Raw genomic sequence first — 20848 nt, 5'->3', positions numbered from 1 at the left:
GCAGGAATGCAGGGGCGCGACCGGGGTGCGTCAGGGGTGGGGTGGAGTGACGTGCGAGTTTCCCGGCGGAGCCAGGGGCGGGCACCCTACGAGGACCGCCTCCCGATCTTCGACCCCAGCCACACCAACGGGTCGAACTTGCGGTCGACGGCCCGTTCCTTCAGCGGGATCAGCGCGTTGTCCGTGATCTTGATGCCCTCGGGGCAGACCTCCGTGCAGCACTTGGTGATGTTGCAGTAGCCGAGGCCGTGCTCGTCCTGGGCCGTCGCCTTGCGGTCCAGTCCCGTCTCCGCGGCCGCGTCGAGCGGGTGCATGTCGAGTTCCGCGACCCGCATCAGGAACCGCGGCCCCGCGAACGCCGGCTTGTTCTCCTCATGGTCGCGGACGACATGGCAGGTGTCCTGGCACAGGAAGCACTCGATGCACTTGCGGAACTCCTGCGAGCGGTCCACGTCCTCCTGCATCATCCGGTACTCACCGGGGCCCACACCCTCCGGTGGCACGAACGCCGGAACCTCGCGCGCCTTGGTGTAGTTGAAACCGACGTCCGTGACGAGGTCCCGCACCACCGGGAACGCCCGCAGCGGTGTCACCGTGATGGTCTCCTCCCGGGTGAACACCGACATCCGCGTCATGCACATCAGACGCGGCCGTCCGTTGATCTCCGCGGAACACGAACCGCACTTGCCGGCCTTGCAGTTCCAGCGGACGGCGAGATCGGGGGCCTGGGTGGCCTGGAGGCGGTGGATGATGTCCAGGACCACCTCGCCGTCGTTCACCTCGATCTCGAAGTCCTCCAGGCCGCCGCCCTGCACATCACCGCGCCACACCTTGAAGCGGGCCTCGTAGCTGCTCACTGGTAGAGCTCCTCCTCGGCGAGGTACTTGACCAGCTCCTCCTTGTCGAAGAGAGCCAGCAGGTCCGGGCGGACGGGGTCGGTGGTCTCACGCAGCAGGTTGATCTGGCCGCGCTCCGGGTCCGTGGCCGCCAAGCCGCCCGTCGGGTCGGCCAGTTGGCACAGCAGGTTGACGTTGCGCCACTTGCGGTCCATCGCGGGGTGGTCCTCGCGGGTGTGCCCGCCGCGCGACTCCGTGCGCTCCAGCGCCGCCCGCGCCACACACTCGCTGACCAGCAGCATGTTGCGCAGGTCCAGCGCGAGGTGCCAGCCGGGATTGAACTGGCGGTGGCCCTCGACACCGGCCCGGCGGGCCCGTACCCGCAGCTCGGCCAGCTTCTCCAGTGCCTGCTCCATCTCGGCCTCGCGGCGGATGATCCCGACGAGGTCGTTCATGGTCTGCTGGAGTTCCTGGTGGAGGGTGTACGGGTTCTCCGGCGGGCGTCCGTCGTCCGCACCCCCGGTCGGTCCCTCCGCCGAGAACGGACGCAGCGCCTCCGCGGCTGCCGTGTCCACCTGGAGGTCGCTGACCTCGGGGCGTTCGAAGGCCTGCGCCGCCGAGTACTCGGCGGCGTGCCAGCCGGCCCGGCGGCCGAACACCAGCAGGTCGGACAGCGAGTTGCCGCCGAGGCGGTTCGAGCCGTGCATACCGCCGGCCACCTCACCCGCCGCGAACAGCCCTGGCACCCCGCGCGCCGCCGCCGTGTCCGACTCGACCGCGATGCCGCCCATGACGTAGTGACAGGTCGGCCCGACCTCCATCGCCTCCGCCGTGATGTCCACGTCCGCCAGCTCCTTGAACTGGTGGTACATGGAGGGAAGGCGACGCCGGATGACCTCCGCCGGCATCCGGGTGGACACGTCCAGGAAGACCCCGCCGTGCGGGGAGCCCCGCCCCGCCTTCACCTCGGAGTTGATCGCCCGCGCCACCTCGTCGCGAGGGAGCAGCTCGGGAGGCCGCCGGTTGTTGTCCGGGTCCTCGTACCAGCGGTCGCCCTCCTCCTCCGACTGGGCGTACTTCTCCTTGAAGACGTCGGGGATGTAGTCGAACATGAACCGCTTGCCCTCGGAGTTGCGCAGCACCCCTCCGTCGCCGCGCACCGACTCCGTGACCAGGATGCCCTTCACCGACGGCGGCCAGACCATGCCCGTCGGGTGGAACTGCACGAACTCCATGTTGAGCAGCGGCGCGCCCGCCAGCAGCGCCAGCGCGTGGCCGTCGCCCGTGTACTCCCACGAGTTCGACGTCACCTTGAAGGACTTGCCGATCCCGCCCGTCGCGATGACGACGGCGGGGGCGTCCAGGACGAAGAAGCGGCCAGTCTCGCGGTCGTAGGCGAAGACCCCGGAGACCCGGCTGCCGTCCTTGAGGATCCGGGTGACCGTGCACTCCTGGTAGACCTTGAGCCGGGACTCGTAGTCCCCGGTCTCCTTCTCGTCCTGCTGCTGAAGCGCGACGATCTTCTGCTGGAGCGTGCGGATCAGTTCCAGCCCGGTGCGGTCGCCGACGTGCGCGAGGCGCGGGTACTCATGGCCGCCGAAGTTGCGCTGGGAGATACGGCCGTCCTTCGTACGGTCGAAGAGCGCCCCCCAGGTCTCCAGCTCCCACACCCGCTCCGGCGCCTCCTGCGCGTGCAGCTCGGCCATCCGCCACTGGTTGAGGAACTTGCCGCCGCGCATGGTGTCGCGGAAGTGCACCTGCCAGTTGTCGTGCTCGTTGGCGTTGGCCATGGCCGCAGCGATGCCGCCCTCGGCCATCACGGTGTGCGCCTTGCCGAACAGCGACTTGCAGATCACGGCGGTACGGGCGCCTCGCTCGCGTGCCTCGATCGCCGCACGCAGGCCCGCGCCCCCGGCGCCGACCACGACGACGTCCCACTCCTGCCGTTCGACCACGGACATCTGTTCAGTCCCCACTCAATCTAGAAGAAGCGCGGATCGTCGAAGACCCCGGACGCGACGAGATAGACGTAGAAGTCGGCGAGCGCCACGCTCACCAGCGACGCCCACGCCAGCTGCATGTGACGGGCGTTGAGCTTCCCGATCCACTGCCACATGCGGTAGCGCACGGGGTGTTTGGAGAAGTGCTTGAGCTTGCCGCCGACGATGTGCCGGCAGGAGTGACAGGACAGGGTGTACGCCCAGATCAGCGCGATGTTGGCGAGGAAGACGAGGGTGCCGAGGCCCATGTGGCCCCACTCGTAGTTCTCGTCGCGGAAGGCGAGCACCGTGTCGTACGTCAGGATCCCGGCGACCAGGAGCGCGGCGTAGAAGAAGTACCGGTGGATGTTCTGCAGGATCAGCGGGAAGCGGGTCTCACCGGAGTACTTCTTGTGCGGCTCCGCCACCGCGCACGCCGGGGGCGACATCCAGAAGCCGCGGTAGTAGGCCTTGCGGTAGTAGTAGCAGGTCAGGCGGAAGCCGAGCGGGAAGATCAGGATGATGATCGCGGGGGAGATGCCCCACCAGCTCCCGAACAGGTCCCAGTTCGGCCCGGCGCGCATGGGCTCGCAGTTCTCCGCCAGACAGGGCGAGTAGAACGGGGAGACGTACGGCGCCGCGTAGTAGTGCGCGTTCGCGAAGGCCCGCCAGGTCGAGTACACGATGAACGCCAGCAGACCGGCCGCGGTGACGGCCGGAGCCAGCCACCAGCGGTCGGTCCGCAGGTGCGGGGCGGTGATCGCGGCGCGCGTCGGGGTTCGTACGCCGCCGCTGTTCAGATGGGGTTCCGTACCAGTGGCCAATGCATGACTCCGGTCGGGTCAGGGGGTGGGATCAGGGGGCACGGCGGTCCCGGGCGCCGAGACCCTCGTCATCCGTGTCGATCCACAGAGAGTCGTCGTACGGCGTGTCGGGGATGGTGACGAGCTCCGGTTTGCGCTGGGTGGTGGTGGGCGTCGCGGCCGCATCCCGCAGCAGCGCGACGCTCTCGCGCAGATGGTTGGCGTCGGCGCGGACGCGACGCATCTCCAGCCCGCCGGTGCCCAGCTGCTTCTCCAGCCTGCCCACGGACCGGGACAGGTCGTCGAGGCAGCGTTGGACCGCTGTCAGTTCGTCTTGCACGGACATGACGTGACCTCACTTCCGTGGGCCCTTCGGCCCTGGGTGGTGACGTTCATGCGCCTGCGAGTGTTGCGCGTCACACCTATCGCTGTGAAGGGATGTGCAGCGATTGGCGGATTGCGCGCCTCCATTGCACGCCCGCATGCGCTCTGTGTACGCCGGAGAGCCGAAAAAGGACGAGGAGCGTGATTGGGCCGTACGGGAGTGCATTGCTCCGCACGGGTGGCCTTGCGCGCCCTCGCCGCCGTGTCGTCTCCGCCTGGCGAACCCTTTCCTCTTCAGTGGGTGCCTTAGATCTGATCAGCTCCAAAATACCGCCAAACGTGATCAGAACGTACTTAATGTCACCGGCGGGAGCAGCTCCCCGGAGGTACCTCAGATGTCCCACGACGGCTTCGGACCCAGGCCTGGCCGCACCGCGGTCATGCGCTCGGTGGCCTTCCTGACCGCGGGCGTGCTCGCCGTGCCCGCGCTCGCCGGCTGCAGCGACCCGGACCCCGCCGGCAAGCCGCTGGCCGGGCAGGACATCGCCCCGGCCGGCCGGGACCGGATCGCCGACGGCGGCACACTGCGGTGGGCCGTGGACGCCGTGCCGGAGACGCTGAACACCTTCCAGTCCGACGCCGACGCCACCACGACCCGGATCGCGCAGGCCACCCTGCCGTCGATGTTCCGGCTCGACCAGAACGGGCGGCCCGAGCGCAATCCGGACTATCTGGAGTCCGCCAAGGTCGTCGAGACCGAGCCCAAGCAGGTCGTCCTGTACAAGCTCAACCAGCAGGCCGTCTGGAGCGACGGCCGGGAGATCGGTGCCGCCGACTTCGCCGCCCAGTGGCGGGCCCTGTCCGGCAAGGACAGCGCCTACTGGACCGCCCGCAACGCCGGCTACGACCGCATCGAGAGGATCGAGCGCGGCGCCAACGACCTGGAGGTGCGGGTCACCTTCGAGCGGCCGTACGCGGACTGGCAGTCGCTGTTCTCGCCGCTGTACCCGAAGGAGGTCATGGGCACGCCGGACGCGTTCAACGACGGAGCGCGGCGCAAGCTCAAGGTCACCGCGGGGCCGTTCACGGTGAAGAAGATCGACCGCAAGGGCGACGAGGTCGCGCTCGCCCGCAATCCCCGCTGGTGGGGTGAGCGCGCCAAGCTGAACGAGATCGTGCTGCGTGCCGTGCCGCGCGACCAGCGGGCCGCCGCGCTGGCCGCGGGACAGCTGGACCTGGCTGAGATCGACACCGCCGCGGCCCGGCGCATCGCGCTCGCCGCGCCTCCGCGGTCCGCGACCGCCAGTGCCTCCGCCCATGGCTCCGCCAGTGCTTCCGGTACGCCGCTGATGGGCCCGGAGCCGGGCGCCAGGCTGACCCTTGAGCAGCGACGGGACCAGGCGAAGTTCCGGGGCTTCGAGGTACGCAAGTCCCTGGAGCCGGCGTACACCCAGCTCGCCCTCAACGGCGGCGACAGCCTGCTCGCCGACGAGCGGGTGCGGCGGGCCGTGGCGCGCGCGATCGACCGCGAGGAACTGGCGAAGCTGGTCCTGGCCCCGCTCGGCCTGCCCACCGAGCCGGTCGGCAGCCACCTCGCCCTGTCCGGCCAGGCCGCGTACGCCGACAACAGCGGGGCGGTCGGCGGCCAGGACACGGCGGAGGCGCAGGCACTGCTCGCGGACGCGGGGTGGGTGCCGGGCGGGCCGGTCAAGGAGAAGAAGAAGGGGGAGGCGGACGGCGCCGCCGGGAGTGACGGGAAGAAGGGCGACAAGGAAGAGAAGGGCGACAAGGGGGCGAAGGGCGACAAGGGCGAGAAGGGGGCGGACTCCGGGGACAAGTCCAAGTCCGACTCCGGGGAGAAGCCCAAGGCCAAGTCCGACTCCGGCGACGAGTCCAAGTCCAAGTCCACGTCCGATGCGGAGTCCGAGGACGAGGGGACCTACATCGTCGGCGAGGACAACAAGGCCGGCGAGGACGAGCGGCACACCGGGAAGGGCAGCGGCGAGGAAGGCTCGCGCCATCTCGCCCAGGACGGCAAGCAGTACGGCAACAAGCAACTGCAGCAGGGCGGCGCGCCCGGCGCGTACGCCCCACGCGGCACCGCCGCACCGGCCGGCGCGGCGGCCCGGCAGCTGGCCAAGGACGGCGAGCCGCTGGCGTTGCGGTTCGTGGTGCCGGCGGGGGAGGGCTCGCAGACGCTGCGTACGGTGGCGGACCGGATCGCGGTGATGCTGGAGCGGGTCGGTATCCGCACCGACATCGTCAAGGTCTCCGACGAGAGCTACTTCAAGGACCACATCGCGTCCGGCCAGTTCGATCTCGCCCTCTACTCCTGGCCCGCCTCCGCCTACCCGGCGACCGACGCCCGGCCGATCTACGCCAAGCCGGTGCCGGCCGCCGACGGATCGCTGAACGTCGAGCAGAACTACACGCGCGTCGGGACCGATCAGGTCGACCAGCTCTTCGACCAGGCGATCGCCACGCTCGACGAGTCCGAGGCGCGGGCGCTGATCCGGAAGGCCGACTCGCGGATCTGGGCCGCGGCCGGGTCGCTGCCGCTGTTCCAGCGGCCTCAGCTGACGGCGGCGCGGACGAGTGTCGTCAACGTGGGTGCCTTCGGCTTCGGGACGCCGGTGTACGAGGACATGGGCTTCCTGAAGAAGGGCGCGAACCCGGGGCCGAGCGGGTCGTCCAACTGAGGCTTCGCGCCCCCGCCGCCCCTACCCGTCCCGGGGGCCGCCGCCCCCGGACCCCCGCTGCCGGCCCTGAACGGGCCTCGTCCCCAAACTCCCCCAGAGGGGGCACCCCCGGACCGGCTGACTGCCCGGGCCGGAGTTTGGCGTTTCAGCGGGGTCCAAACAGCCCCCCACCTGCACTGACGTATCCCGGCGAGCCCCAGCGGCAGCGGCCACGTACCATGGGGTGAGGCCGTGGCGTGTCAAGCCCGGCAGGGCCCGCGTAACACAGACATACGCGAGAGCCGTCCTCACCACTCCGGGAGTACGCCGCAATATGGCCACGCGCCACGACATCCGCAACGTCGCCATCGTCGCCCACGTCGACCACGGCAAGACCACCATCGTCGACGGCATGCTGAAGCAGGCCGGCGCCTTCGCCGCGCACCAGCTCGAAGGCGTCGACGACCGCATGATGGACTCGAACGACCTGGAGCGTGAGAAGGGCATCACGATCCTGGCCAAGAACACGGCGGTGAAGTACCACCCGAAGGACGGGGGGGACGTCATCACCATCAACATCATCGACACCCCCGGTCACGCCGACTTCGGCGGCGAGGTCGAGCGCGGGCTTTCCATGGTCGACGGTGTCGTCCTGCTCGTCGACGCCTCCGAGGGCCCGCTGCCGCAGACCCGCTTCGTGCTGCGCAAGGCGCTGCAGCAGCGCCTGCCCGTCATCCTGTGCATCAACAAGACGGACCGCCCGGACTCCCGGATCGACGAGGTCGTCAACGAGACCTACGACCTCTTCCTCGACCTGGACGCCGACGAGGAGCAGATCGAGTTCCCGATCGTCTACGCCTGCGGCCGTGATGGCATCGCCTCGCTGACCAAGCCGGAGAACGGCACGGTCCCGGCGGACTCGACCAGCCTGGAGCCGTTCTTCTCCACGATCCTGCAGCACATCCCGGCGCCGACCTACGACGAGGAGGCCCCGCTCCAGGCGCACGTCACCAACCTGGACGCGGACAACTTCCTCGGCCGTATCGCGCTGGTCCGGGTCGAGCAGGGCGAGCTGCGCAAGGGCCAGACGGTGGCCTGGATCAAGCGCGACGGCTCCATCAGCAACGTCCGCATCAGCGAGCTGATGATGACCGAGGCGCTGACCCGCAAGCCCGCCGAGAAGGCCGGCCCCGGTGACATCTGTGCCGTCGCCGGTATCCCGGACATCATGATCGGTGAGACCCTCGCCGACACCGAGAACCCGATCCCGCTGCCGCTGATCACGGTCGACGAGCCCGCGATCTCCATGACCATCGGCACGAACACCTCGCCGCTGGTCGGCCGTGGCGGCACCGGCAAGGGTGCCGACAACAAGGCGGCCGTCAAGGACCGCAAGGTCACCGCCCGTCAGGTCAAGGACCGCCTCGACCGCGAGCTGATCGGTAACGTCTCGCTTCGTGTCCTCGACACCGAGCGCCCGGACGCCTGGGAGGTGCAGGGCCGTGGTGAACTGGCGCTGGCCATCCTGGTCGAGCAGATGCGCCGCGAGGGCTTCGAGCTGACCATCGGCAAGCCGCAGGTCGTGACCAAGGACGTCGACGGCAAGGTCTACGAGCCCGTCGAGCGTATGACGATCGACGTCCCCGAGGAGCACATGGGCGCGGTCACGCAGCTCATGGGCGTCCGAAAGGGCCGTATGGACAACATGTCCAACCACGGCTCGGGCTGGGTGCGCATGGAGTTCGTCGTTCCGTCGCGTGGCCTCATCGGTTTCCGGACCGAGTTCCTGACCCAGACCCGCGGCACCGGTATCGGCCACTCCATCCACGAGGGCTTCGAGCCCTGGTTCGGCACCCTGCAGACCCGTAACAACGGATCGCTGGTCGCCGACCGCTCCGGTGCCGTCACCGCGTTCGCGATGACCAACCTGCAGGAGCGCGGCGTGCTGTTCACGGACCCGGGTACCGAGGTGTACGAGGGCATGATCGTCGGCGAGAACTCGCGCTCCGACGACATGGACGTGAACATCACCAAGGAGAAGAAGCTCACGAACATGCGGTCCTCCTCGGCCGACTCGTTCGAGGCGATCGTGCCGCCCCGCAAGCTCTCCCTGGAGCAGTCCCTGGAGTTCTGCCGCGACGACGAGTGCGTCGAGGTGACGCCGGAGGCGGTCCGTATCCGCAAGGTGAACCTGGACGCCCGCGAGCGCGCCCGCGCCGCGAGCCGCGCCAAGCACGGCTGATCATCGGGCAGTTGAGCCTGGGTTCCCCCACATGGGGAACCCAGGCTTTTTCACGTCCTGCTTCGCGTGAGCTGTGACTTCTTCGCGATGCCGCGCGACGCGGTGCTGCTGATGTGCGGCACGACATGCACCCCGGCCAACCCCTGCCGTCACCGACCTCGCCGTTGACCTCCCATACGCCACCCGGGTCGCGAAGATCACCTGGCAGTGCACCACCAACGGCAAGACCGGCAGGCGCACCCGGAAGACCGTGTAACCGGCCCCACTTCGTCCGCGATACACCTTCGCCGAAGACGCCTCCAAGATCCGAACCTGGCACGGGGTCGGGCATATCCCTGGCAATGTGCGTATTCCCTCGCGCCCTTGATCATCGCGGCCTACCATCGGACGGGTTCGCCGAAAGCCGGACGTCTGTGCCTGGAAAGTCCGTGATGATGAGGAGTTCCATGAGGATAACCGCACCGGATCCGCGTGAACGTGTACGGCTTGACGGCATTGATCTGGCAGACAAGACGCTCTACGCGCAAGGCGATGCGCACCTGGCCTGGCAGACACTTCGGGCGGAAAGTCCGCTGTTCTGGCAAAGCCGGTCTGCAGGCGAGGGATTCTGGGCCGTCACCCGCCTCAAAGACGTGCGCAGGGTGCTGTCGGAACACGAGACGTTCACCTCCGAGGCCGGGACCGCCATCGCCATGCTCGACAGCCCGGATCCCGCGGGCGGAAGCATGATGCAGTCCACTGACCCTCCCCGGCACCACGAGTACCGCCGGCAGCTCGCCGGCCGGTTCTCCAGCAACGCGGCGGCCTCGCAGGCGGAGTGGATCAGGTCCTTCGTCCGGAAGACCGTCGAGCCTGCTCTGGACGGCGGTGTGTGGGACGCGGCCGCGGCATTCACCCGCCTCCCGATGGCGGTCGGGGCGCGGATGATGGACCTGCCGGACGAGGACATCGACCGCTTGATCCACCTGGCCTTCTCCTCTCTGGCGCCCGGCGATCCGCACTTCAGCCGGGGAACCGAGCAGGCGACAGCGCTCTCGGCCCACTTCGAGATCATGCTGTACTTCGAGGAGCGGCTCGCCGAGGCCCGGAAGAACCCGGCGGACGACCTGATCAGTCATCTGCTGACGCTCACCGTGGACGGCCGACCGCTGGCCGACGATGAACTCCTCGTCAACTGCCTGAGTTTGCTACTCGGCGCAGTGGTGACCACGGCTCAGACGATCAGCGCGACGCTCGTCGAACTGGCCGGACCGCGGGACGGCGAAGGCCGGTGGCCACGCGATGCGCCGCTGGACGGACTGGTCGATGAGGCACTGCGCTGGTCTTCGCCGGTGAACCACTTCATGCGGCGAGCGCGGGTCGACGTCGAGATGCACGGGCAGACCATCCGGGCAGGTGACGCGGTGACCGCGTGGATCGCCTCCGCCAACCGCGACGAGGAGGTGTTCGCCCGACCCTACGAGTTCGACCCGACGCGTTCGCCCAACCCGCACATCGTGTTCGGCGCCGGCTCGCATCGTCCCTCCACTCGTCCGGAAGGCGATCATCGACGATATCGTGATTGTGCCGGAACGGAACACCGCAGGCGCCTGTCGACAGCTCTTGGAGCGCAGCGGAATTCACGCAGGAGGCTCGACCGGAAGCCTGTACGCGGCTATTGAGCACTATTTCGCGGAGCGCCCCGTCACCGGCCCACCCCCGGCGGTTCTGTTTCTCTGTGCAGACCGGGGCTCCGGGTACTCCGAGACGGTCTACAACGATGCCTGGGTCGATCAATTCCTGGACACCGGGGGAGAGTTCATCATCAAGAGCATGACTGCACCTGTCTCGGCGGGATGAAAGGACATACATGTCTGGCCAGAACATGCTGACGATGCCGGCGCTTCGCGTCGTCTCCGGAGCCGACGTACTGGCGCGCGTTGACGGAGGACGAGCCGACTGCCTCGACGTCGTCCGTCGTGGCTACCTCGCGCACGCGGCGGGCGAGAGCAGTGTTCCGCACAGCGCTTTCCTGCGGTTCCCTCAGCGGCCGAACTCGCGCATCATCTCGCTGCCCGCCTACTTGGGTGGCGAGTTCGATGTTGCCGGCATCAAATGGATAGCCAGTTTCCCCGACAACCCGGAACGAGGCATCCCACGCGCCTCGGCGGTACTGCTGCTCAACGACACCGAGAGCGGCTACCCGTACGCGTGCCTGGAATCCTCGATCCTATCGGCCACCCGTACCGCGGCCTCGGCGGTACTGGGCGCGGAGGCGCTCGCGGGTGGCCGGGAGGCTCGTCGCGTCGGCATCGTCGGTACGGGGCTGATAGCCGGACACGTGACGCGCTTTCTGAACGATTTGGAGTGGCGGACGAGTGGCTTCCGCCTCTTCGACAGCGAGCGAACCCACGCCGAGCGGTTCGGCCGGACGCTCACCGAGCAGGGCGCCGAAGACGTCGTGGTCGTGGATGACGTGGCCGGCGCGTTCGTGGACTGCGATCTGGTCGTCCTCACCACTGTCGCGGGTGAGCCCCACGTCCACGACCCCGCACTGCTGGCTCACGCGCCTGTCGTCCTGCATCTGTCACTGCGCGACCTGGCTCCCGATCTCATCCTGGCCGCGCAGAACTTCACCGACGACGTGGACCACGCGGTACGAGAACGCACATCGCTCCACTTGACCGAGCAGCTGACGGGGAACCGGGACTTCGTCGACGGCACGATCGCCGAACTGCTGACGGGCAAGGTATCCCGGGACGCGGACCGGGCAGCGATCTTCTCTCCGTTCGGACTCGGTGTTCTCGACCTCGCCGTGGGCAAGTGGGTCTACGACCAGATCGTCGCGGACGGGGACGGAACAGAGATCTCCGGCTTTTTCGGTTCCGCCGTGCGATAGCCCACCACTACGGGCGCGCGCACGCCCTGATGTCACACCCTCGCCAAAGCTGACAAGTGAGAGCGAAATGGCCCTTCACCTGCGCGGCACCGTCCTCCCCGACGGCACCCTCCGTGACCTCTGGATCCTCGGCGACCGCATCACCTTCGACCGCCCCACGGGAGAGGCGCGGACCGTGGCCGACGACGGGTTCCTGCTCCCCGGCCTCGTCGACGTGCACACGCATCCGGGGTCCCGGACGGAGGAGGAGGCGCGCTGGGACCCCGACGCCTTCGCCGAGCAGATCGCCGCGCACCGGGACGCCGGGACGCTGGCCTTGCGGTTCCCCGGACTCCTCGGCGAGATCCCGGACGGCCTGCGCGAGGCGCCCGACGCGCCCCGCATGGTCACCGCCGGGCGCTGGCTGGCCTGGGCGGGCCTGTCGAAGAGCGCCGACTTCCATCTGGTCACCGACGACCTCGTGGCGGCCGCCGTGGCCGAGACCGAGGCTCACGACGGCTGGTGCAAGCTCATGGGCGACTGGGACTTCGAGGCGGACCCGGTGCCGTACGACGTCCTGCGCACCGTCACCGAGGCGGTGCACGCGGTGGGGGGACGGGTCGCCGCGCACTGCCAGTCGGCACAGGGCGTGCTCAATGCCGCGCGAGCGGGGGTCGACTCGATCGAGCACGGCATGGGGATGCCGGAGGAGTGCGTGGAGCTGATGGCCGCTCAGGGGGCCGCTTACGTCCCCACCCTCACCGCCTTCGCCCGCAGCGCGGCCACCCGCATCAAGGACAACCCCCGCAGCCGGCTCTGGCACGAAGGCCACCGCATCATGATCCGCCGGGTCCGCGAGGCCCATGACGCCGGCATCACCGTCCTCGCCGGCACGGACTCCGCGCCCTTCGGCAACGTCGCCACCGAGGTCGAGCACCTCGTCGCCGCCGGGCTGCCCGCCGCCGTGGCGGTGGGGGCGGCGAGCTGGGCCGCGCGAGATTTTCTGGGGCTGCCGGGGCTGGTCGAGGGCGGGCTCGCCGATGTCACCGTCTACGACGCGGATCCGCGGCTGGAGCCGGGGGTGCTGCGGCACCCTCGGCGGATGGTGCTGCGGGGGCGGGTCGTGCGGTGAGACAGCCCGAAACGGCCGTAGAGCTCGGGTAGTTGTGCCACACTTCCGCGAGTGGTCGATCGGTCGTTCGGTGATCTCTCGCTCGCCGCGTGGTACGACGCCCTCAACCCCTGGGGGCCGGGTGACGACTTCTACCTCGGGTATGTGACGTCCGCGCGTGCCGTACTCGACGTCGGCTGCGGAACGGGACGGCTGCTGCGGCGGGCCCGTGCCGACGGTCACCGCGGGCGGCTCGTGGGGCTCGACCCGGCCGCCGCCATGCTTGTACAGGCCCGACGGCACGGCGGCGACATCGAGTGGGTCCTCGGCGATCTGGGGGCGGGGGACTGGCACGCGGAGTTCGACATGGTCGTGATGACCGGGCACGCCTTCCAGGTGCTCCTCGGCGACGAGGAGCTGCGCACCGCGCTACGTGCCGTGCGCCGAGCCCTCCGTCCCGGTGGGCGGTTCGTGTTCGAGACACGGAATCCGGGCGCGCGGGCCTGGGAGACGTGGACGCCGGACCGGGTGCAGCTGGCGACCGACGCGGACGGGGGCGCCGTACGCGTGTGGCACGAGGTCGAGAGGCCTGTCGCCGGAGAGCGGGTGACCTTCGCGGAGACCTTCGCGTGCGCCACCTGGCCGACCCCCGTCGTCAGCCGCACGACCCTGCGCTTCCTCGGCCCCGACGCCCTGTCCGCCTTTCTCCACGAGGCCGGTCTCCGGGTCGCCGAGCGCTACGGCGACTGGGCACGAGGTCCCCTCACCCCCACATGCCCCGAGATCATCACGGTGGCCGAGGCCGGATCCTGACTCTCCGCATCACCAGTCCCCGGAGTTCTGCGGGTGCGCGGACGACATAGGGAAATCCCTTGAATCCGTGGTGACAGGCCGTTGAACGGGACGGACCGCACTATCCTGCCCGGAAGCAACGTGGGCGACGGCCGGTGGGCACGGGCCCGGAATCGCATGGTCGAGGTTGCTTCCGCCTGGTGCGCGCGGGGCTGTACAACCCCGTCGGCACCCTGCCCGGTCGGCGGACGACGGGCAACCCATTTTCGAGACGGTACGTCCGGTATACGGACGGCGAGCGCCGATAGATGTGTAACAAGTCCGTTTCGCAGTGATCTCTCACCAAACCCTTTGTCCGGATTTTGGAAGACCTGGCCCCTATCTGTGATCGAACCGAGACCTCGAGACTGTGGTTCGTCACCTGGCGGATGGCAGATAGTTAGGCGCGTAGAGCTCGTTTGAACGGGTTGTGCGCTGACTGTGCCGACTCGCGAGCGCAGGGGCACCGGACAACTTCTTGCACCGAAGAGTGGCTGGAAGGTGTCGCGTGCTCCTCTTTGCGGTGAACCAGCGGATTCTTGAGGAGGAACCCATGCGAGGTGCCACAAGCGCCATATGGGTCGTGTCGTCCCCGATGGCAGGCGTAGGCCCCGCGGGTGCGCTCAGTGCCGTCACGGTGGTTGCTCGCGCGGCACGGCGTCGCGAACTCCCTTGACGGTTCGTTCCGTTGGCCGGTGCGAGCCGGTCACGAGCCAGGGTTCCCCAGGGGCGGTCGGCGCCCCTCCGTCGTTGTTCCCCTCGCGCGCTGCGGATGACGTACGCCGTGCGAAGGCCGTCGGGCCGTTGTGCTCCCCGACGACCTCCAACTTGTGAAACGGACCAATCATGACGAGTCCAATCGAGCTTGAGGGTGTTGAAGCCTCCTCCGCCTTGGACAAAGAGAGCGCGTCGCCCGGTAAGGCCGAGGAGCCGAAGAAGCTCGCGGGGCGCACCCCCGGCCAGTTGATGTGGGCGCGGTTCAGGCGCGACCGGACCGGCGTCGTCTCCGCCTTCGTCGTCCTCTTCTTCTTTGTGATCGCCGCGGCGGCGCCGCTGATCGCGAAGGTGTACGGCAAGGACCCGTACACGCTGTACGGGCAGGAGAACCCGGAACTCCTCGACATGTTCACCATGCCGGCGAAGCCGGCCGGCGGCATGGACGGCGAGTTCTGGTTCGGCATCGAACCGGGCCTGGGCCGCGACGTGTTCACGCAGCTCATCTACGGCATCCGGACCTCGCTGGCCACGGGCCTGGCCGCGACGCTCATCATGACGGTGCTGGGCGTGCTGATCGGACTCGCCGGCGGCTACTTCGGCGGGAAGATGGACTACTGGCTCGGCCGGGTGACCGACTTCTTCATGGCGCTGCCCAGCCAGCTCTTCTTCGTCGCCGCGATGCCCGTCATCACCACGGTGTTCGTCGCTCCCGACGAGGAGACGCCCACCTATGTGCGTGCCTGCGCGATCATCATCGTGCTGTCCTTCCTCGGCTGGATGAGTCTGGCGCGGATCGTCCGGGGTGCCACCCTGTCGCTCCGTGACCGCGAGTTCATCGAGGCGGCGCGCATCTCCGGGGCCTCGCCGTGGCGCATCATCCGCAAGGAACTCTTGCCCAACATCGTCACGCCCACGCTGGTGCAGGCCACCCTCACGCTGCCGAGCACCATCCTCAGTATCGCGTTCCTGTCCTTCGTGGGAGTCGGGTACGTCGAACCCACCCCGGACTGGGGGCGGATGTTCGCCATCGGCGCCAACATCATCGAGCAGGACCCCTACTACATGCTCTTCCCGGGGATCGCCATGGTCATCTTTGTCGTGGCCTTCAACCTCCTCGGTGACTCGGTCCGGGACGCCTTCGATCCCAAGACCGGCCGCTGACCCCACTGGGAACTCCCCCCACACCCACGCCCGGTCGGTCCCGGTGCCGCACGGCTCCGTCCCGGCCACATACCAGCAGTGCCCACTACTCACAGGCAGGTGGATCGTCACCATGAGCATCTTCCGTAACCGCGCCGCTTCGGCCGCTATAGTCGCGGTCGCAGCCGGCGCCCTGACCCTCACCGCCTGCGGTGGCGGCAGCGACAGCTCCAGCAAGGACAACAGCAAGACCAAAGAGGATGCCAAGTCTCAGTCGAAGCCGGTGCAGATCGGTGACGAGAAGGCGTCGACCGGTCCGGCCGCCGAGATCCCCGGTGCCAAGCCGGGCGGTGTCGCGACCGTCTACCAGGAGGCCGACTTCTCCCACCTGGACCCGGGTCAGATCTACGTCTCGGACGGCAAGCTGCTCAGCCGTCTGATCTTCCGCGGCCTGACGCAGTACAACGAGGACGACAACGGCAACCTGACCGTCGTGGGCGACCTCGCCACCGACGCGGGCCAGGTCTCCGACGGCGGCAAGACCTGGACGTACACCCTCAAGGACGACCTGAAGGACGAGAACGGCAAGCCGATCAACGCGGCTGACATCCGTCACACGGTCGAGCGCCTCTACGCCTCGTACATCACGGACGGCCCGACCTACCTGCAGCAGGCGCTGTCGGGGGCCGGCACCACGTACCGCAAGGCCTACGAGGGTCCGGACAAGGGCAAGCACCTGCCCGACACCGTCCTGGAGACCCCGGACGACAAGACCATCGTCTTCAAGTTCAAGGTCGCCCAGCCCGACCTCCCGCAGATGCTGACCATGCCCGGTTACAGCGTCGTCCCGGAGGAGTCGGACACCAAGGCGAAGTACGACTCCGACCCGGTCGCCACGGGTCCGTACAAGATCGCCGACTTCAAGCCCGGCAAGTCCATGAAGCTGGTCAAGAACCCGCAGTGGGACGCGAAGTCCGACTCGGTGCGCCACCAGTACGTGGACGGCTTCGACATCGAAATGAACCACGATGACGAGGACCAGACCAAGACCCTCCTGGCCGACCAGGGTGGCGCCAAGAACGCGATGATGTTCACCGGCCAGGTCGCCACCACGCAGCTTCAGCAGGTCGTGGGCAACAAGGCCGCGATGAAGCGCACGATCCAGGGCTACGCGCCGTACGTGTGGCAGCTCAACTTCAACCTGGACCGGGTCAAGGACAAGAAGCTCCGCGACGCCATCACCCTCGCACTGCCCTCCGCCTCGGTCTTCAAGGCCGACGGCGGTGCCTACGGCGGTGAGGTCGCCAACTCGCTGATGTCGCCGACCACTCCGGGCTACAACGACACCTTCGACCCGTTCAGCCGCAAGGCCAAGCCGAACGGTGACGTCGAGGCTGCGAAGAAGCTCATCAAGGAGGGCGGCTTCGAGGGCAAGAAGCTCGTCTACGCGTACGGCAACACCCCGGTCCGGCAGCAGCAGGCCGTGCTGATCGCCGACGCCCTGGAGAAGATCGGTCTGGACATCCAGAAGAAGGAGATCGACTCCGCCACCTGGTACGAGCAGGTCGGCAAGGTCAAGAACGGCTACGACCTGTACATGACCGGTTGGGGCCAGGACTGGCCGTCTGCCTCCACGGTCATCCCGCCGGTGTACGACGGCACGCAGATCCAGGACGGCGCGTCGAACTACTCGCACATCAACGACGACCACGTCAACTCGGAGATCCAGCGCATCCTGAAGATCACCGACACGGCTGAGGCCACCAAGGCGTGGGGCGAGCTGAACGAGTACATCTCCAAGGAAGTCAACCCCGCTGCGCCGATCTACTACACCAAGGTCTTCCAGATCTTCGGTTCGAACATCGGCGGCATCCGCTACAGCTCGGACTCGAGCTACGTGGACGTCACGCGCATCTTCCTGAAGAAGTAACCGTCAGGTCGGGGCAACGGTGGTGGGCGCGCGGCGGAGCGCCCACCACTGGCCCCCATCCCTGTCAGTCCCCCTCCGATTGCCGCCGTCCTGAGAGCAGCTGCCTGCCATGCTTCAATTCCTCATCCGCCGGACATTCGGCGCGGCGCTGATTCTGCTGTTGATCAGTGCGTTCACGTTCTTCATGTTCTTCGCCATCCCGCAGGACCCGGCCACCCTGGCCTGTGGCAAGAACTGCACTCCGGACGCGCTGGAGCTCATTCACAAGAACCTCGGTCTCGACAAGCCGGTCACCGTCCAGTACTGGGACTTCCTGGTCGGCATCTTCGCCGGCCGTGACTTCGCCGTCGGACACTGCAGCGCCCCCTGCTTCGGCGTCTCCTTCGCCAACGACCAGAACGTCTGGGACACGATCCTCGACCGCTTCCCGCTGACCCTCTCGCTGACCATCGGAAGCCTGCTCGTCTTCCTCACGCTCGGCCTCGGCGCCGGTCTGCTGGCCGCCAAGTACCGTGGCACCTGGGTGGACAAGCTGTTCAGCTCCGGTTCGCTGGTCGTCAGCTCCCTGCAGATCTACTTCCTCGGCCCGCTCGTGATGCTTGCGCTCGTGTACAGCACCGGCTGGCTCGACAAGCCGAAGTACGTGCCCTTCTCCGAGGATCTCGGCGGCTGGTTCATGGGGCTGCTGATCCCATGGTTCGTCATGGCGACCATCTTCACCGCCAACTACACCCGTATGAGCCGCTCCTCGATGATCGAGCAGCTCCAGGAAGAGCATGTGAGGGCGGCCCGCGCCAAGGGCATGTCGGGCAACTACACCTTCTTCCGCTACGCGTGGCGCGGTTCCCTCATCCCGATCGTCACCATCATCGGCATCGACCTGTCCGCGCTGCTGGGGGGCGGCATGGTGACCGAGTTCACGTTCGGCCTGGCAGGACTCGGCCGGCTCGCGCTGGAATCCGTCACCAACAAGGACCTGCCGATGCTGATGGGCGTCATGCTGATCAGCGCCACGTTCATCATCGTCCTCAACCTGATCGTGGACGCCCTGTACGCCGTTATCGACCCGCGCGTGCGCCTGTCCTAGGAGAACCACCGTGACCACTCAGACCAAGCCCGGAGAGGCCGCTGCCGCCGCGGCGGGCGACGCCTTCCTCTCGGTGCGCGACCTCAAGGTCCACTTCTCCTCCGAGGACGGCATCGTCAAGGCGGTGGACGGTCTCTCCTTCGACCTGGAGCGCGGCCAGACCCTCGGGATCGTGGGCGAGTCCGGATCCGGCAAGTCGGTGACCAACCTGGCCGTCCTGGGCCTGCACAACCGCAGGACGACCGCCATCGACGGGTCGATCACACTGGACGGCCAGGAGCTGACCGACGCCAGCGAGAAGCAGCTGGAGACGCTGCGCGGCAAGAAGATGGCGATGATCTTCCAGGACGCGCTGACCGCGCTCTCGCCGTACTACACGGTCGGCCGGCAGATCGGTGAGCCGTTCATGAAGCACACCGGCGCCTCCAAGCGGGACGCCCGGGTGCGCGCCATCGACTTGCTGGAGAAGGTCGGCATCCCGCACCCGCAGCAGCGGGTGGACGACTACCCGCACCAGTTCTCCGGCGGTATGCGGCAGCGTGCCATGATCGCCATGGCGCTCGCCTGCGACCCGGACCTGCTCATCGCCGACGAGCCGACCACCGCGCTCGACGTGACCGTGCAGGCGCAGATCCTCGACCTGCTCAAGGATCTGCAGCAGGAGTTCGGCTCCGCGATCATCATGATCACCCACGACCTCGGCGTGGTCGCCAACATGGCCGACGACATCCTGGTGATGTATGCCGGCCGGGCCGTGGAGCGCGGCACCGTGCGTGAGGTCCTCAAGACGCCTCAGCACCCGTACACCTGGGGTCTGCTCGGCTCGATGCCGAGGCTGTCCGCGGACGTCGACGAGCCGCTGATGCCGATCCCCGGATCGCCGCCCTCCCTGCTGAACCCGCCGTCGGGTTGCCCGTTCCACCCGCGGTGTGCCTTCACCGACAAGGTGCAGGGCGGACTTTGCTCCGGGGAGCGCCCGACGCTCGCCCAGGGGCGCGCGGCCGCCTGTCATCTGACGGGGGACCAGCGGCAGCAGGTGTTCATCGAGACGATTCAGCCCCGGCTGGGCTGAGCGGAAACCGGCGACTGGGGCATCACCATGAGCGACAAGAACAACACGACCACGGCGGTCGCCGATGCCGTCCCGCAGCAGCGGGGCGGCGACGGGGCGCCGCTGCTGAAGGTCAGCGGGCTGACCAAATACTTCCCGATCAAGGGCGGCTTCCCGATCAAACGCACCGTCGGCCATGTCAAGGCCGTCGACGGCGTGGACTTCGAGGTCCACCCGGGCGAGAGCCTCGGCCTCGTCGGCGAGTCCGGCTGCGGCAAGTCGACGACCGGGCGCCTGCTGACTCGACTGTACGAGCCGACCACGGGCACCATCGAGTACAAGGGCCAGGACATCAGCCGGGCCGGCCGCAAGCAGCTGGCGCCGATCCGGTCCGAGATCCAGATGATCTTCCAGGACCCGTACGCGTCGCTGAACCCGCGGCAGACCGTGGGCACGATCATTTCGGGCCCGATGGAGATCAACGGCATCAACCCTCCCGGTGGCCGTGAGAACCGCGTCCGTGAACTGCTGGAGATCGTCGGTCTCAATCCGGAGCACTACAACCGCTTCCCGCACGAGTTCTCCGGCGGTCAGCGCCAGCGCATCGGCGTCGCGCGCGCCATCGCGCTGGAGCCGAAGCTGATCGTCGCCGACGAGCCGGTGTCGGCCCTCGACGTGTCGATCCAGGCGCAGGTGGTGAACCTGCTGCAGGAAGTGCAGCGGGAGATGGGCATCGCGTTCGTCTTCATCGCCCACGACCTGGCGATCGTGCGGCACTTCTCGCAGCGCGTCGCGGTGATGTACCTCGGCAAGATCGTGGAGATCGCCGACCGCGACTCGATCTACAACCGGCCGCGTCACCCCTACACGCACGCGCTGCTGTCGGCGGTGCCGGACGCGGACATCGACGCGGCCAAGCGGGAGCGGATCCGTCTCGCGGGCGACGTGCCCTCGCCGATCATGCCCCCCTCCGGCTGCCGGTTCCGCACGCGCTGCTGGAAGGCGCAGGACAAGTGCGCCACCGAGGAGCCGCCGCTGGTTCGCATCGAGGGCAGCGAGGACGGTCACCTGACGGCGTGCCACTTCCCCGAGGATCCCACCATCGTGGACCGCGGCGAGGACGTCGTGATGGACAAGGGTCTGCAGGCCCTGGAAGGCCTGGCCGGCGGCGACGAGGCGGTCTCCAAGGGCTGACCGCCGCGTCGACACCCAGGTCACCGAGGGACCGGGAGCGGGAGCCGTAGCCGGCTCTCCCGCTCCCG

Annotated in this window: 15 protein-coding genes; 11 read left to right on the top strand and 4 right to left on the bottom strand. The window is 68.1% G+C overall.

Annotated features, from left to right (window positions below):
• Positions 1-86 precede the first annotated feature (86 nt).
• From OHT51_RS15515 to OHT51_RS15500, 4 genes are read right to left on the bottom strand one after another with little or no spacing between them, the layout of a single operon-like run.
• Positions 87-857 carry a succinate dehydrogenase/fumarate reductase iron-sulfur subunit gene (locus OHT51_RS15515; protein WP_328879529.1) on the bottom strand — a complete coding sequence of 257 codons (771 nt, stop codon included), beginning with the start codon at positions 855-857 and terminating at the stop codon, positions 87-89.
• Positions 854-2797 carry a fumarate reductase/succinate dehydrogenase flavoprotein subunit gene (locus tag OHT51_RS15510; protein ID WP_328879528.1) on the bottom strand — a complete coding sequence of 648 codons (1944 nt, stop codon included), beginning with the start codon at positions 2795-2797 and terminating at the stop codon, positions 854-856. Before OHT51_RS15510 ends, OHT51_RS15515 begins: the two co-directional genes overlap by 4 nt.
• Before the next feature lie 20 nt (positions 2798-2817).
• Entirely contained in the window at positions 2818-3639 is an 822-nt protein-coding gene (locus tag OHT51_RS15505) for a hypothetical protein (protein ID WP_328879527.1), read from the bottom strand.
• Positions 3640-3670: 31 nt separating this feature from the next.
• A complete protein-coding gene (locus OHT51_RS15500; protein WP_328879526.1) occupies positions 3671-3964 on the bottom strand; it encodes a hypothetical protein in 294 nt (97 codons plus the stop codon).
• Positions 3965-4337: 373 nt separating this feature from the next.
• Between OHT51_RS15500 and OHT51_RS15495 the strand changes: the two genes are divergently transcribed.
• From OHT51_RS15495 to OHT51_RS15445, 11 genes are all read left to right on the top strand, one after another.
• Positions 4338-6641, top strand: a complete 2304-nt coding sequence (locus tag OHT51_RS15495) for an ABC transporter substrate-binding protein (protein ID WP_328879525.1) — start codon at positions 4338-4340, stop codon at positions 6639-6641.
• A 313-nt stretch (positions 6642-6954) separates the two neighbouring features.
• Positions 6955-8862, top strand: a complete 1908-nt coding sequence (gene typA, locus OHT51_RS15490) for a translational GTPase TypA (protein ID WP_328879524.1) — start codon at positions 6955-6957, stop codon at positions 8860-8862.
• 446 nt (positions 8863-9308) lie between these two features.
• Positions 9309-10523 carry a cytochrome P450 gene (locus OHT51_RS15485; protein WP_328879523.1) on the top strand — a complete coding sequence of 405 codons (1215 nt, stop codon included), beginning with the start codon at positions 9309-9311 and terminating at the stop codon, positions 10521-10523.
• 188 nt (positions 10524-10711) lie between these two features.
• On the top strand, positions 10712-11740 hold the full coding sequence (gene sbnB / locus OHT51_RS15480) for a 2,3-diaminopropionate biosynthesis protein SbnB (RefSeq protein WP_328879522.1): 1029 nt from the start codon (positions 10712-10714) through the stop codon (positions 11738-11740).
• A 67-nt stretch (positions 11741-11807) separates the two neighbouring features.
• Positions 11808-12851: an amidohydrolase family protein gene (locus OHT51_RS15475; RefSeq protein ID WP_328879521.1), complete on the top strand. Its 1044-nt coding sequence runs from the start codon at positions 11808-11810 to the stop codon at positions 12849-12851.
• A 51-nt stretch (positions 12852-12902) separates the two neighbouring features.
• Positions 12903-13643 (top strand): class I SAM-dependent methyltransferase, encoded by a 741-nt coding sequence (locus OHT51_RS15470; RefSeq protein ID WP_328879520.1) that lies wholly within the window; start codon positions 12903-12905, stop codon positions 13641-13643.
• An 864-nt stretch (positions 13644-14507) separates the two neighbouring features.
• Complete coding sequence (locus OHT51_RS15465; protein WP_328879519.1) at positions 14508-15539, top strand: ABC transporter permease; 1032 nt, start codon at positions 14508-14510, stop codon at positions 15537-15539.
• 112 nt (positions 15540-15651) lie between these two features.
• The gene (locus OHT51_RS15460) at positions 15652-17448 is read left to right on the top strand and encodes an ABC transporter substrate-binding protein (protein WP_328879518.1); all 1797 of its coding nucleotides are present in this window, start codon (positions 15652-15654) and stop codon (positions 17446-17448) included.
• 109 nt (positions 17449-17557) lie between these two features.
• Entirely contained in the window at positions 17558-18535 is a 978-nt protein-coding gene (locus OHT51_RS15455; protein ID WP_328879517.1) for an ABC transporter permease, read from the top strand.
• Positions 18536-18545: 10 nt separating this feature from the next.
• Positions 18546-19607 (top strand): ABC transporter ATP-binding protein, encoded by a 1062-nt coding sequence (locus OHT51_RS15450; protein ID WP_328879516.1) that lies wholly within the window; start codon positions 18546-18548, stop codon positions 19605-19607.
• A gap of 27 nt (positions 19608-19634) precedes the next feature.
• Positions 19635-20780: an ABC transporter ATP-binding protein gene (locus OHT51_RS15445; protein WP_328879515.1), complete on the top strand. Its 1146-nt coding sequence runs from the start codon at positions 19635-19637 to the stop codon at positions 20778-20780.
• Positions 20781-20848: the final 68 nt, after the last annotated feature.

It is taken from the genome of Streptomyces sp. NBC_00299, from assembly GCF_036173045.1.
GTDB lineage: Bacteria > Actinomycetota > Actinomycetes > Streptomycetales > Streptomycetaceae > Streptomyces > Streptomyces machairae.
This window is presented reverse-complemented; position numbering and strand designations above follow the sequence as displayed.

Bases quoted from the DNA above. Each gene is read 5' to 3' on its own strand.
- OHT51_RS15510 (WP_328879528.1), bottom strand. From the start codon at position 2,797: ATGTCCGTGGTCGAACGGCAGGAGTGGGACGTCGTCGTGGTCGGCGCC.
- OHT51_RS15500 (WP_328879526.1), bottom strand. From the start codon at position 3,964: ATGTCCGTGCAAGACGAACTGACAGCGGTCCAACGCTGCCTCGACGAC.
- OHT51_RS15495 (WP_328879525.1), top strand. From the start codon at position 4,338: ATGTCCCACGACGGCTTCGGACCCAGGCCTGGCCGCACCGCGGTCATG.
- typA (WP_328879524.1), top strand. From the start codon at position 6,955: ATGGCCACGCGCCACGACATCCGCAACGTCGCCATCGTCGCCCACGTC.
- OHT51_RS15485 (WP_328879523.1), top strand. From the start codon at position 9,309: ATGAGGATAACCGCACCGGATCCGCGTGAACGTGTACGGCTTGACGGC.
- sbnB (WP_328879522.1), top strand. From the start codon at position 10,712: ATGTCTGGCCAGAACATGCTGACGATGCCGGCGCTTCGCGTCGTCTCC.
- OHT51_RS15475 (WP_328879521.1), top strand. From the start codon at position 11,808: ATGGCCCTTCACCTGCGCGGCACCGTCCTCCCCGACGGCACCCTCCGT.
- OHT51_RS15465 (WP_328879519.1), top strand. From the start codon at position 14,508: ATGACGAGTCCAATCGAGCTTGAGGGTGTTGAAGCCTCCTCCGCCTTG.
- OHT51_RS15460 (WP_328879518.1), top strand. From the start codon at position 15,652: ATGAGCATCTTCCGTAACCGCGCCGCTTCGGCCGCTATAGTCGCGGTC.
- OHT51_RS15455 (WP_328879517.1), top strand. From the start codon at position 17,558: ATGCTTCAATTCCTCATCCGCCGGACATTCGGCGCGGCGCTGATTCTG.
- OHT51_RS15445 (WP_328879515.1), top strand. From the start codon at position 19,635: ATGAGCGACAAGAACAACACGACCACGGCGGTCGCCGATGCCGTCCCG.